Here is a 13,533-nt window from a genome sequence, read left to right as displayed (position 1 = left end):
TAACGAGTTTCCATTTTTTGTCCGGATAGGATTGGCCCGTTCAGCCCTTCAGTAAGCGGCGTTGTTCCTCTTCTTTTTTCCAGTCCGAAATATATTTGAAGACCGGAATCAACAGCAGGATCAACCCCAAAGCTTTCTTGGCAGTCCACATAAACATCTTCCTTTCTGATTGCATGTTGGATTTCTTACCCCTATTATGCCTGATGTTGAAAAAAAACGCCATTGATAGGCATCGCCTGAAAATAGGCTCTATCCACTTATTAAAATACGTGTATAATGAAGTGTAACTTTAAGGGGGGAAATCCATTGAATCCTGAAAACGAAAATGCCCATATTATCGATAACGAGCACTTCTCCTATTTATTGATAAGGGATTACCTTCTGGGAAACATCCTAGGCGAACATACCGATGAAATATTGTATTGGGCCGGAAAAGATTTGGCTCGGCAATTCCCGTTAAAAAGTCAGGAAGACCTATATGAAGCGATGATTTATTGCGGTTTCGGACAACTGGAACTGCTGAAAAAAGAAAAAAATACGCAACAATACCGTTTGGAAAGCGATCTTGTCACCGTCCGCACCCAAAACGAGCAAGCCACCTTCCAACTGGAAGCCGGATTTTTGGCGCAGCAGATCCAGATGACGACCGGTCTCCCCTGTGAGGCAAAAGCGGAGATTGTAGTCGGAAAAGACAAGAAAAAAGAAGTCATCATCACGCTGTTCATTGAATGAACAGCTAAGCCCAAGCATCCCGGTAATCTTTTGCCGCGTAGCTTGGGCTTTTTTGGCGAATGCGACGCGGTTTGGGCTTTCTACAAAAATTGCAACCTCCACCACGAAGTTCCCACAGCAAAAAAGAGTTGCCGGAAGCCCTGAAACGTCAGGAAACCGGCAACTCTTTCTTATTCTTTAAATATATTTTTCAAGCGTTTCTTCAAGCATCTCTTTTGCGTGGTAGCCGACTAATTTCTCTACGACTTGTCCATCTTTTTTGATCAACAACGTTGGGATGCCCATGATGCCGAATTGGCTAGGCGTTTGCGGATTAGCATCCACATCCATTTTAGCGAATGTCACTTTGTCGCCGATTTCTTCATCCAATTCATCGATGATCGGTGATTGCATGCGGCAAGGTCCGCACCAAGTTGCCCAAAAATCCACCAATACGACCCCATTTTTTGTTTCTGTCTCGAAATTTGCATCTGTTAATATTTTTACCATTGTATTTACTCCCTTCACAATTCATCGTTATGTATCAATTATAGCAGAGGTTTTGCTCAGTACCAATCAATCTGCTCAGCCGCGGAACGTAACGATCGTCGCGCCGTTTCCGCCGGCATTCACCGGGGCATACTCGTAGGAAAGAACTTGCGGGTGACGCTTCAACAAATCGCCGACCCCTTTGCGGAGAGCGCCTGTTCCTTTTCCGTGAACGATCGTTACTTGCGGATAACCCGCCAATAAAGCGGCATCCAAATACTGATCGACTTCAGCCAATGCTTCTTCATAGCGCTGGCCTCTGAGATCGAGCTGCGTCGCCACGTGACTGGATGAAGCAGATTTGACAGTGGCGATCTGCCGCTGTCTTTTTTGTTGCTGCGGCTCTTCTTTGATCAGCCTGAGGTCCGATTCCGGCAGTTTCATCTTCATGATCCCCATCTGTACGACCCATTCGCCGTTGCCTTTCTTTTCGACCAGCGTCCCACGCTGGCCATACGTTTCCGTAATGACTTCATCGCCCGGCTTCAATATCTTTTTCTCTTTTTCTTTGCGCAGCACCTTGTTTTTGGCCAAAGACTCATCCTGGCGCAGATCATTGAATTGTCTGCGCAGATCGATCAGTTCGTGCTCTTTGATGCTGCCGGAAGTACCCATGTTCAGCTGCATTTCACGGATTTCCTGCAACAGGAATTCCGCCTCTTCTTTCGCCGTGTCGACCAACTTGTTGGCCTCTTTTTTGGCATCTTCGATGATTTTTTCCTTGTTTGTTTCCAACTTTTCGTTGGCGCGCTTCAGGTCCGCCAATAATTTGTCGGATTCTTCCAACTGCGCTTGGAGCTGCATGGATTCTTTTTCGGTGACGCGTCTCTTCTGTTCCAGATCCGCAATCATCTCGTTCAGGTTCTGGCTGTCCACATCGATGAAACTGCGTGCCTGATCGATGATGCTCGGGTTCAGACCGAGTCGTTTCGAGATATCGAAGGCGTTGCTTCGTCCGGGTACGCCTATCTGCAGTCGATAGGTCGGAGCCAAAGTCTCAACGTTGAATTCCATGCTGGCATTGATCGTTCCGGAGCGATTGTATCCGTAGGCTTTCAATTCGGGATAATGGGTGGTGGCCATGACATAGCTGCCGATGCCGCCGATGTAGTCCAAAATCGAAATTGCCAGAGAAGCTCCCTCTTGCGGGTCCGTACCGGAACCCAACTCATCCAAGAGCACAAGACTTTTGTCGTCGATCTGATTAAGGATCGAGACGATGTTGGTCATATGCGAGGAGAACGTACTCAGGCTCTGTTCGATCGACTGCTCATCGCCGATATCCGCAAAAATTTCCGTGAATATGCCGATTTGGCTATCCTCATCCGCCGGTATTTGAAGGCCGGATTGGCCCATCATTTGGATGATCCCGAGTGTTTTCAGCATGATCGTCTTTCCGCCCGTGTTCGGACCGGTAATAACGATGGCTTGATATGCTTCACCGAGGATCAGATCATTCGCGACAACGTCATTCTGATCGATGAGCGGGTGTCTGGCTTTCCAGATGGCGATGTGATTTTCTTTACTGATGGTCGGGCGTGTCGCTTTCAGGGAATCAGCATAACGCGCTTTTGCGTTGATGAAATCCAGAGTCGCCAGCACCTCGCTGTTTCCATACAATTCCTGCGTAAAAGGCTCGATTTCCATCGATAATTCATACAGAATCCGTTCGATTTCGGCTTTCTCTTGTGCAGCCAACTGGCGCAGATGATTATTCAGATCCAGAATGGCTTGCGGTTCGATGTAAAGCGTCTGGCCTGTCGAGCTTTGGTCATGGACAATGCCGCCGAATTGATTGCGGTATTCGACCTTGACCGGAATCACAAAACGGTCATTGCGGATCGTGATGATGGCGTCACTGAGGTAGGAAGCTTTGTTGCCTCTGATGATGTCATCCAATTTGGTCCGGATATTCTGTTCGCCCTGCTTGATTCCTGTACGGATCCCTTTCAAGGCAGGCGAGGCATCATTCTGGATCGTACCATCCTCATAGACGGTTGCTTGGATCTTTCTTGTGATTTCGGGCAATACGACCAGCCTGTCCACCAATTCGTCCAGGACAAAGAAGGGAATCTCGTTGTCTTCGAACCACTGGAAGAACTGGATGATTTCCCTTGTCGTCGACAATACCCGGCCGATTTCGGCGATTTCCTTGCCGTTCAAGGTACCGCCTATCTCCAGACGCTTCAGATGGCTGCGGATGGACTTCAGCCTCGGCATCGGAATCCCGCCCTTCAGGCGCAACACCTTTCTGCCGTCTTCCGTTTCATTCTGCAATGCAATGACTTTTTCCGGATCGGTTTCGGGCCGTAATGCCTGAATTTTATCTATCCCTTGATCGGTTGCCGCAAAATTCTGGAGTTGTTGTTTGATTTTTTCGAACTCTAATGTTTTGCTAATTTTATTATTCATCTTATTCTCCTAAAAAGTGCTTTCTCCAAAAAAAGCGGGACGATATAGTAACACTATACAGTCCCTTCTGTTTAACTAACTGTCTTTACTGAATGATGCCGATCCACCAGTCGTAGATCAGGCGTGAAAAGTAAGGCGTTTCGGACACCATCCAAGCCGCAAGTTCACTATCGACATAGAGCTGTTGAATGAAATCCAGCGGAATCATGGATGCGAGCGTCAGCAAAAGGAACATCCCGATGTAGTGAATCAGGAATCCGAGCACGCCGCCGCCCAGCTGATTCAGCTGCTTGATGATCGGGAAGAACGCCAATGAGTTCAGCATGCTCCCGACAAATCTTGTGGCAAGCCAGCCTGCGAACAACAGCAGGATGAATGCCAAGCCGTTATAAAACGCCTGATCCAGGACGAAGGACACCTCTTCTGTGTAAAAAATCAATTCTTTGCCGAACTCGACGGATGGATATGGCACCAACAAGTCGATCTTATCCGCGACAACGGTGTAGTATTCTCTGGCGACCAAGAAAGAAATGAAATATCCTACGGTGTAGACAACCTGCAGAATAAGACCTCTTCTGACGCCTGTATAGATGCCCCACAACAAAGAGAGCACTATGATCAACGTAAGCATTTTTTCACCTGATTTCTACAGTCTTTTTACTACTTTTTTCCATCGTGCTCGTGATTTTTGGTGTAAGGCGGGATGGCATTTTCAGCGTTCCTGTTGACACCCAAAGCCGAACGCACTTGATTTCTGTGCTGAGCCCGCTTCAGTGTTGCCTCGGAAGCGGTTGTCGTCTTCGTCAATTTTGAATTGGATTTCCTGGCCGGCAGTTCGTTGGCTTCCCGGGCAGCTTGCTGCAGTTCGCTGATTGTTGCAGGCATAGCAGTCACTGTTTGACTCTCGTTATCGCGCTTTTTCCCGGCAAAGTCAGCCACGGCCTTATTTGTTGCTGCGTTCCCGGTCATCTTTTCTGCAGCGTGTTCCTTTTCAGGCGTTTCGACTGCAATTGCTTCGGGTTCACCAGCTTCTTTAGCTGCTTTCTCCTCAGTCAGAGCAACGGCGTCTGTTTTTTGTTCGACTTCGGCAACCGCTTGGTTTTGGGGCTCCACATCCGAAGCCTTTTCCGGCTCGGTTTGCTCTGTTTCCTCAACGGATGCAGCTTGTGTGACGCTTTGGCTTTCCTGCAAAGCTTTCTCCAGCTTCGCCACTTTCAACAGCAACTCTTCCATCTCCAACTGCTTCGTGATCTGATCGGAAATGGCGTTCACAGCCACGAGAATGCCGCGCTCCTCCCGACCAAGCGCCGGAGCTGCTTCTTTAATCTGTTCCAACTGCGCATTGACCAATTCCGATACCGCAGTCAAATGCTCAGGTGCTTTATTTCCCACAATCGTATAGGTCTTTCCTGCTATGATTGTTTTGAATCTTCTCTTGTTTTCTGTCATATTCAAAGTCCTCCATTAAAAAACTGTCTAGTATATTTTAACATAAATCCGACGAAATGCAGTATAAACCTCTTCAAGTTCCCAATCCTGTCCTTTCCCCCAAAACGGCTGCCCAAACCGCTACTATTTCCCATGAAGAAGAGGACTTCCTGTGATAGAATAAAGGATGCTACTACCGAAAAGCTGAACAGAAAAATTTAATTGAGCAAGGATGAGAATATGTCGAATGCCGTATTGAAAGTAACGACGGGCCAACTGAAAAAGATGGCCGTTTTTTATCAGGATTATGCTGTGAAACCAGTGCCGCACAGCCTTTTCACAGCCAAAAAGAACCAGACCACCATCACCGGTTACAATTCCGGTAAAGTGCTGTTTCAAGGCCAAAACGCCGAAAATGAAGCAGCGCAGTGGCAAGCATCCAGCGAGCAGGTCGGAGCCACTAAAGCCCCTGCCGCAAAGAACATGCTGAAAAAAGAGGCCCCGAGCAAAACCGGCCTCCCTGCAGGCTTTTCCGAATGGTCCGTCATCGGCAGCGATGAAGTCGGCAACGGCAGCTATTTCGGGCCATTGACGGTCTGTGCCGTCTATGCTTCCGCCGAACAATTGCCGTTGCTGAAAAAGTTGGGCGTTCAGGACTCAAAAGCTTTGACGGATGCCCGCATCATCACCATTGCGAAGCAATTGTTGCAGCATGTCCCGCACAGCGTCATCAACTTGATGCCCGAAAAATACAATGAGGTCCAACCGACGATGTCCCAAGGGAAAATGAAGGCGTTGCTGCATAACCAAGTTCTTGATCAGCTGTTGAAGAAAGTAGCTCCGGAAAAGCCAAAAGCGATCCTGGTCGATCAGTTTGAATTGCCTTCGACCTATTTCAAGCATATTTCCGACCAAAAAGTCCAGGTGAAGGAGAATGTTCATTTCCAGACAAAAGGTGAATCCCATCATCTGGCGGTCGCGGCGGCCTCTATCATCGCCCGCTACTATTTCCTGAAGACCTTGGCTGACATGACCTCAGTATCCGGTTATCCGATCCCTTCAGGCGCCGGCGCCAACGTCGACCTGATTGCTGCCGAAATGTACCGTCAAGGCGGTTTGGAACTGCTGGGCAAATATACGAAGCTCCACTTCGCCAATACCCAAAAAGCCATCCGACTGGCGGACAGGTAGCAAGAAAAGCGGAACAGGTTCGTGAAGCTAGCCCACACAAAAAAACGATTCGCCATACAAATGGCGAATCGTTTTTTTGGTTGTTCAGGAAAGTGAAACAAGCTGATGTCCTTAACGGATTGCTGCTCCGCATTCGGTTTCCAAAGCCGCAACCAATTTCGCGAAAGCTTTGTTGATGTCTTCATCGACAAGTGTTGCTTCAGGGTTCAGGAATGACATGGAGTAAGCAACAGACTTCTTGCCGTCTTCGATGCCCTTGCCCTGATAGATGTCGAACAGATGGACATCCTTCAGGAATTTGCCGCCGTTTTCCTTGATGGTCCTTACGATCTGTTGGTGTGTGACGGTCTCATCCACCAACAAAGCCACGTCGCGGGTCACGCCAGGGAATTTAGGGATCGGTTGTTGCGTGATCACTTCCTTCGGTGCGGCAATGATCGCTTCGAAATCGATCTCGAAGGCATAAGTTTCCTTCAGGTCATAGGCATTTGCCGTAGCCGGATGGACTTGGCCAACATAACCGATATAGGCATCGCCCATATAGACGGCAGCCGTTCTGCCCGGATGCATCCATTTCAGGTCTTTGGCAGCTTCGAAACGGATTTGATCGCTCAAGCCCATCGTTTCGAAATACCCATCCAATACCCCCTTGGCATGGTAAAAATTGACGGGTTCGGCAGCCATTTGCCAATCCTTTTGGTAGGCCATTCCTGTCAGCACACCGGCTAAGCGTTCTGCTTCGATCGGCAATACGCTGTCAGCTGAAGGGAAGAATACCCGACCGATTTCGTAAAATTGGATATCCGTGCTCTTGCGGGCAACGTTGTAAGCGGCATTGTCCAAAAGTGTGCTCAGCAAGTTCATCCGCAGCGTGCTGCGATCCTCGCTCATCGGCCAAGCCAAACGGATGCCTTCCTTGTCTTCGACCGCGTATTCTCTCGCTTTTTCGGCAGTAGTCAGCACGTAGCTGATGTTTTGGGTCAGTCCCGCACCTTCCATGAATCTTCTGGTGATGCGCATCGTATGTTGTTTAGGCGTCAATGCGGTAGGCAAAGCCGGTGTGATCGGCAAAGTTTCCGGAAGGTTGTCGTATCCGTAGATGCGTGCGACTTCTTCCAGGATGTCCGCATAGATGGAAATATCCCATCTTCTCGGCGGTACAGCAACGGTGAATGTTTCGCCGTCAAACGTCGATGCAAAGCCCAACTGATTGAAGATGGCAGTCACCTCATCGCTGGAAATGGCAGTCCCCAATGAACGGTTGATTTTTTCCAAAGTGATGACCACTTCCGTGTCCTTCACTTCCACCGTATCAACGGATGCCGTGCCGGCAACGATTGTGCCCCCCGCCAACTCATGGATCAGTTCAGCTGCATGTTGTCCAGCTGTGAGGATTGTCGCGACATTGATGCCCTTTTCGAAACGGGAACTGGATTCACTGCGCAAGTTGAATTTACCTGCGGTTTTGCGGATCAAAACCGGATTGAACAATGCGGATTCCAATGCGACAGTCACAGTTCCATCAGTGATTTCTGAATCCATACCGCCCATGACACCAGCCAAGGCAATCGGCGCAGTGCCATTCGTGATGACGATGTTATCCGTATCCAACGTTCTTTCCACTCCGTCAAGAGTAGTCATCTTTTCGTTGGCTTTGGCGCGGCGGACGATGATCTCTTTTGAACCGATTTGATCATAGTCGAATGCATGCAACGGTTGGCCGTATTCCAACAGGATATAATTCGTGATGTCGACTACGTTGTTGATCGGACGGATGCCGCCGTTCATCAATTTGTTCTGCAGCCAAAGCGGACTTTCCGCAATTTTGACGTCTTTGATCACCTGGATGTGGTAAGCCGGCGCGTCGGTTGTATCCTCAACGGCTACTTTGATGTGATCCGCAACAGAACCTGTCTTTTCGGAAACAGGCGCAGCCGGGAATTCCAGTTCTTTGTTGTAGATGGCCGCAACTTCATAGGCGGAGCCGCGCATGCTCAAAGCATCGGCGCGGTTCGGCGTGATGTCGATGTCCAGAATCGCATCATCAAGATCCAACAAGTCAACGACTTCCGTTCCGGGAACTGCTTCAGTCGGCAGGACAAAAATCCCGTCCGCATATTTTTTTGGAACGACACTCTCAGGATAGCCCAATTCAGCCAACGAACAGATCATCCCGTTCGATTCTTGGCCGCGCATTTTGCCTTTTTTGATCTTCGCATTGCCGGTGATCCGTGCGCCATGCAAAGCCACGATGACTTTTTGGCCTGCAGCCACATTCGGCGCACCGCAGACGATCTGGATCGGTTCATCAGCCCCGACATTCACTTGGCAGACATGCAGATGGTCCGAATCAGGATGGTCGACTACGGACAACGTTTCCCCAACGACGATTTTTGACAAGCCTTTGCCCGGATAGATGACGTCATCCACTTCGATACCGGTACGGGACATTTTTTCCGCTAATTCATCTGGTGTTACATCTGATAGATCTAAATATTCTTTTAACCATTTATAGGATACTTTCATTATGTTACTCCTTTACATCGAATTGACTTAAGAATCGGATATCATTTTGGTAGAAGTGGCGGATGTCATCAACACCATATTTCAACATCGCTACACGTTCCTGGCCTAGACCAAATGCAAATCCGGAGTATTTCGTAGAGTCAATTCCAGACATTTCCAGAACATTGGGATGGACAATACCTGAACCCAGGATTTCAATCCAGCCGGTTTGTTTGCAGACGTTACAACCGGATCCGCCACACTTGAAGCAGCTGACATCGACTTCCACAGAAGGTTCCGTGAACGGGAAGTAGCTAGGGCGTAAACGGATTTCACGTTCTTCCCCGAACAATTTTTTGGCGAAGACGGCAAGGGTCCCCTTTAGGTCAGCCAAAGTGATGTTCTCTCCGATGACCAATCCTTCAATCTGGTGGAATTGGTGCGAGTGGGTCGCATCATCGCTATCACGGCGATAGACTTTCCCAGGACTGATCATCTTCAACGGACCTTTGGAAAAATCATGCTTCTCCATCGTGCGCGCTTGGACAGGTGACGTATGCGTACGCAACAACAATTCATCGGTGATGTAGAAAGTGTCCTGCATATCGCGGGCCGGATGATCTTTCGGGAGATTCATCTTCTCGAAATTGTAGCTGTCCTGTTCCACTTCTGGGCCGTCCACGATTTTGTAACCCATCCCCAAAAACAGATCTTCGATTTCCTCGTTGATCTGCGTCAATACGTGTGTCGTACCTTGCGCAATCTTCTTGCCCGGTAGGGTGACATCGATCGTTTCAGCCGCAATTTCAGCTTCCATTTTTTTAATTTCAAGTGCATCTTTTTTGGCTTGGATGGCGGCTTCAATATCGTCACGCAATTCATTTGCCAAAGTTCCGATGACCGGGCGTTCTTCAGGAGTCAGATCTTTCATCCCTCTCAAAGCCTCTGTGATTGGTCCTTTTTTTCCCAAATAAGAAATACGGACTTGATTCAATGACTGCAGCTCCTCTGCAGATTCGACTTGCTGCAAAGCATCTATACGTAACGTTTGTAATTTCTCTTTTAATTCCATGTTCTGTCCCCTTCTCATAAAAAATGCAAAAAAATCCCGTCCCTGGTAAGGGACGAGATTTTCGTGGTACCACCCTTGTTTCGTTGCAAGCAACGACACTTCATTTGTTTAACGGTAATAAACCGGAACTTTATTCATTGCACAGGGCAAATCCCAAAGTCAGCTCGGGGAGTGAAAAAACACAATCATCTTCTATAAAGGCTCGCAGTCAATGGCCATTATTCCCTGAAAAAAGCTGCAGATCGTGAAGGTTCCCTTCAACGCTTTTCGTATTCATTTTACTTACTTTGCCAGTTTAACCGGAAATGCCGTTTCCGTCAAGTTCGGATTCAGACCCACGCATCCGACCAAGTTTGGATTTCCTGCATCACACTGTTCAATGCCTTACCTTTTTCCGACAATCCGTACATCACTTTGATTGCCGCCGCAGGATTTTCGGTTCTTACCACAATTTTTTCATCTTCCAGCTCTTTTAAGCGTTCAACTAATACTCGATCACTGACATTAGGTATCTGTGCGGCCAATTCCTTGAATCGTTTATCTCCGTCCATCAAGACTTCGATGATTAAGCCGGTCCATTTCTTCCCTAAAATAGAGAATGTCTTTTCGAATTTTGGACAAATACATTTTTTTACTTCCAGCATTTCATTCACAGCCTTCACCTCTTTGACCTATTATAAACACCCTCATTTCCCCTGTCAAAGGGAATGTGCCTTTTGTCACAAAATGTTTACAAAAAATAAGCATCCTATCCCGCAAACAGCACTAACTGAATTGGTTCCCCAGATAAATGCCTGCAGGCGCCGAATATTTCCATCAAATTAGGAAAAACTTCACGAAAAATATTCGTGAATATTCGGCAACCAGCTTGCAAGCTGTACAAAAAGTTCATGTCTGTTTCTTATAATAGGATAGGAATTTCACAAAGGCAATACTTTTTCACGTTTAAATGAAAAAATAGCGATTTTTTAAAGATTTCTTCAGCCGACGAAGTGATAAAGCAAGATACCTGCCGCGACCGCAACATTCAAGGACTCGGCTTCGCCAAAAATCGGAATGTACAAATTCTGATCCGTCAACGCCAATATTTTTTCAGAAACGCCATTTCCTTCATTACCCATTACCAATACAACCGTATCGGTCGGAGGAAGAGTGCGGTAATCGACGGCAGCTTCGTTCAGTTCGGTTCCGTAAACGGGCATGCCTTTACTCTTCATTTCAGGTATCAACTCTTGCAAAGCGGCGCGATGAACCGGCAGATGGAAATGACTACCTTGCATAGAACGCAATACTTTATCATTGTACAGATCAACCGATCCCTCACCTAAAAAGACACCAGAATAACCGGCAGCATCCGCTGTTCGGATGATGGTGCCGACATTCCCAGGATCCTGCACCTGATCCAAAAGGATATATTTCCCTTTGTAATCCAAAATCGGAGTGTCTTCAGGAATCTTAACGATCGCAACGACTCCTTGCGGCGTCTCGGTCTGGGCCAAGCTGGCGAGGATTTCCGGTGAAACGATGACGATGACTTCTTCCGCAATCTTCAGATCCGACTGCTGGAAAAAAGTTTCCGTCATCACGATTTCTTGGATGATCGCATTTGCTTTGATGGCCTCCTTCAGAAGGTGTGTCCCTTCGATCAGATAAGCCCTCGCCTCTTTCCGGCCTTTAGTCGTCTGCAGTTTTTTCCATTGTTTTACTTTTTGATTTTTCATCGATACTATCTTTTCCATTTTGTAACCCCTCAGTTCAACATATTCCCTATTATACCGCATCAGCGCCTTAGCGTTGCAAAAAAAGAAGAAGAGAACAGGAAATCCTGATCTCTCCTCTATATCGTATCTGTTTTATCCGCCGATGTAATTCACAGGATTTACTACTGCGCCATTTTCTTGTACTTCAAAGTGCAAGTGGACGCCGGTTGAGCTTCCTGTCGTACCCATTACACCAACTTGTTGCCCTTGGCTGACGGTTTGTCCTGGAGCCACCAACAAGCCCGGTTGCATGTGGGCATATAATGTTTTGACGTTTACGCCATTGATGGTGCCGTGGTTGATGACAACATAATAGCCGTAGCTTGCATGATACGTAGCTGTCTCGACTGTACCGGATTGGGCTGCCGAAATTGCTCCGCTGCCTGCGATATCAACGCCACGGTGGAATTCGATCGATCCTCCGAATGGAGAAACGCGATTTCCGAAAGGTGAAGAGATATAGCCGCTTGCCGGTCTCAAGAACCCGCTGGAGTTCACGGAATAGCTAGGTGTTGAAGTTGTCTGTGATACTGACGCTGTCAAGTTGTTGGCGGCTGCCGCTGCGGCTGCTTCGGCTGCGGCGATGGCTGCTGCCTCTGCCTCAGCTGCAGCGACGGCTTCAGCTGTGATACGGGCTTGTTCAGCTGCCATATCGTTGCTGATGGATTCAGTTTGCGCTGCTAATTCAGCTTTCGTGGATTCCAAGCCATTTTTCTCGGCTTCAGTCAATTCGTAGTTCTCGATGACTTGCGCGATTTGGACGTCGATTTCAGCTTTTTGGGCTACGACATTATTTTTTGAAATCAATATTTCTTGTTTCAATGCTTCAGCGGAAAGCTTTTCTTCTTCAACAGCCACTTTGCTGTCTTCGACTTTTTGCTGATCTGCTTCCTGTTGTTCCACGATGTCCTTGTTGGCAGTCACAATTTTTGAAACGACCGTGATTTTTCCGACTAGGTCAGAGAAATTCTCTGAAGACAAGAGGATTGATGCTATATTCGTAACGCCCGCATCCGTTTGGATATAACGAGCTTGCGTATTTAATTTTTCGGTTCTTTGGTCGATGACTACTTGTAAAGATTCGATTTCAGCCTGCAACTCCAAAATTTTTGATTGGATAGCAGCTAATTTTTCTTCTTGTGCAGCTAATCGGCCAATCAATTCATCCAATTGCGATTGAAGTTCATTTACTTTTGTTTCCAAATTTGCTTTTTCGGATTCCAAAGTATTCAAAGAATTTGATTTTTCTTCAATCTGCGATTGAATCGTATTCGTTTCTAATTGCAAAGCATCTTTTTGTTGTTGTAATTCTTCCAATGTAGCCGCCTGAGCAGTAAAACCACCTGCAATCGGACTAAGCAATAAGATTGATGAGAACAACGCGATATGTTTTTTTCCCAATTATACTTCTCCTCCTGTTTCTACTACGAGATGAAGTATATCAAAATTAAAATACCATTACATGATAGAAATATGACAATTGTATTTCAATTTGTTACGACGGTTGAAAATCCTGAAATGTTGTTCATGTTTGCACAATACCTTCCGAAGACTGTCAACATTTGATTGTTCACGCTTCCAGCGCTATACTTTACCTGTACCAAGTGATATCTCCGCCATCGCTCTTCAGGAAAGAAAGGGGCAATAACATGAAAATCGATCAAAAAGATTTGCACAAACCGGGTACGGATAACCTTCCTCCTGGCGTCTACAAAGAAGTTGGCCCAAGAGGGGGCAAAATCACCGGCAGCAAAGAAGTCCATATCGTTGAAGGGCACAGACTTCCGCCTACCAACAAAGCTGGAAACAAATGGATCAAAAAAGACTGATTTTTAGCGAATAACTGATCATTTGAAAGATTCAGGGCGGAGGAAACTTGGAATGCAGTTCAGAAAAGGACCGTGC

At 47.1% G+C, this 13,533-nt stretch carries 12 protein-coding genes; 3 read left to right on the top strand and 9 right to left on the bottom strand.

Features of this window, described 5'->3' with window-relative positions; genetic code table 11:
• Window positions 1-306 precede the first annotated feature (306 nt).
• Window positions 307-732 carry a YslB family protein gene (locus BM184_RS02440; protein ID WP_177208509.1) on the top strand — a complete coding sequence of 142 codons (426 nt, stop codon included), beginning with the start codon at window positions 307-309 and terminating at the stop codon, window positions 730-732.
• A 177-nt stretch (window positions 733-909) separates the two neighbouring features.
• Here BM184_RS02440 and trxA read toward each other — a convergent pair whose 3' ends face one another.
• The 4 genes from trxA to zapA all read right to left on the bottom strand — a co-directional run bounded on the left by trxA (window position 910) and on the right by zapA (window position 5,121).
• On the bottom strand, window positions 910-1,221 hold the full coding sequence (trxA, locus tag BM184_RS02435) for a thioredoxin (protein ID WP_068559792.1): 312 nt from the start codon (window positions 1,219-1,221) through the stop codon (window positions 910-912).
• 75 nt (window positions 1,222-1,296) lie between these two features.
• Window positions 1,297-3,672, bottom strand: a complete 2,376-nt coding sequence (locus BM184_RS02430) for an endonuclease MutS2 (RefSeq protein WP_086941288.1) — start codon at window positions 3,670-3,672, stop codon at window positions 1,297-1,299.
• A gap of 85 nt (window positions 3,673-3,757) precedes the next feature.
• Window positions 3,758-4,303: a CvpA family protein gene (locus tag BM184_RS02425; RefSeq protein ID WP_086941287.1), complete on the bottom strand. Its 546-nt coding sequence runs from the start codon at window positions 4,301-4,303 to the stop codon at window positions 3,758-3,760.
• A gap of 29 nt (window positions 4,304-4,332) precedes the next feature.
• Window positions 4,333-5,121 (bottom strand): cell division protein ZapA, encoded by a 789-nt coding sequence (zapA, locus tag BM184_RS02420; protein WP_086941286.1) that lies wholly within the window; start codon window positions 5,119-5,121, stop codon window positions 4,333-4,335.
• 219 nt (window positions 5,122-5,340) lie between these two features.
• Between zapA and rnhC the strand changes: the two genes are divergently transcribed.
• The gene (gene rnhC, locus BM184_RS02415; protein WP_086941285.1) at window positions 5,341-6,291 is read left to right on the top strand and encodes a ribonuclease HIII; all 951 of its coding nucleotides are present in this window, start codon (window positions 5,341-5,343) and stop codon (window positions 6,289-6,291) included.
• A gap of 111 nt (window positions 6,292-6,402) precedes the next feature.
• Here rnhC and pheT read toward each other — a convergent pair whose 3' ends face one another.
• The 5 genes from pheT to BM184_RS02390 all read right to left on the bottom strand — a co-directional run bounded on the left by pheT (window position 6,403) and on the right by BM184_RS02390 (window position 13,029).
• Window positions 6,403-8,817: a phenylalanine--tRNA ligase subunit beta gene (gene pheT, locus BM184_RS02410; RefSeq protein ID WP_086941284.1), complete on the bottom strand. Its 2,415-nt coding sequence runs from the start codon at window positions 8,815-8,817 to the stop codon at window positions 6,403-6,405.
• A 4-nt stretch (window positions 8,818-8,821) separates the two neighbouring features.
• Complete coding sequence (gene pheS / locus BM184_RS02405; RefSeq protein ID WP_086941283.1) at window positions 8,822-9,868, bottom strand: phenylalanine--tRNA ligase subunit alpha; 1,047 nt, start codon at window positions 9,866-9,868, stop codon at window positions 8,822-8,824.
• 329 nt (window positions 9,869-10,197) lie between these two features.
• Window positions 10,198-10,512 carry a winged helix-turn-helix transcriptional regulator gene (locus BM184_RS02400; RefSeq protein WP_086941806.1) on the bottom strand — a complete coding sequence of 105 codons (315 nt, stop codon included), beginning with the start codon at window positions 10,510-10,512 and terminating at the stop codon, window positions 10,198-10,200.
• Between the two features lie 336 nt (window positions 10,513-10,848).
• Entirely contained in the window at window positions 10,849-11,607 is a 759-nt protein-coding gene (locus BM184_RS02395; protein ID WP_086941282.1) for a TrmH family RNA methyltransferase, read from the bottom strand.
• Window positions 11,608-11,721: 114 nt separating this feature from the next.
• Window positions 11,722-13,029, bottom strand: coding sequence for a murein hydrolase activator EnvC family protein (locus BM184_RS02390; protein WP_086941281.1), 1,308 nt, complete (start codon window positions 13,027-13,029; stop codon window positions 11,722-11,724).
• 248 nt (window positions 13,030-13,277) lie between these two features.
• Here BM184_RS02390 and BM184_RS02380 point away from each other — a divergent pair, with 248 nt between their 5' ends.
• Window positions 13,278-13,457, top strand: a complete 180-nt coding sequence (locus tag BM184_RS02380; RefSeq protein WP_086941280.1) for a YjzC family protein — start codon at window positions 13,278-13,280, stop codon at window positions 13,455-13,457.
• Window positions 13,458-13,533: the final 76 nt, after the last annotated feature.

It is taken from the genome of Trichococcus pasteurii (assembly GCF_900112935.1).
In the GTDB taxonomy this organism is placed as follows: domain Bacteria; phylum Bacillota; class Bacilli; order Lactobacillales; family Aerococcaceae; genus Trichococcus; species Trichococcus pasteurii.
The sequence above is the reverse complement of the archived record's forward strand: the minus strand, read 5'-3'. Positions and strand labels throughout refer to the sequence as shown.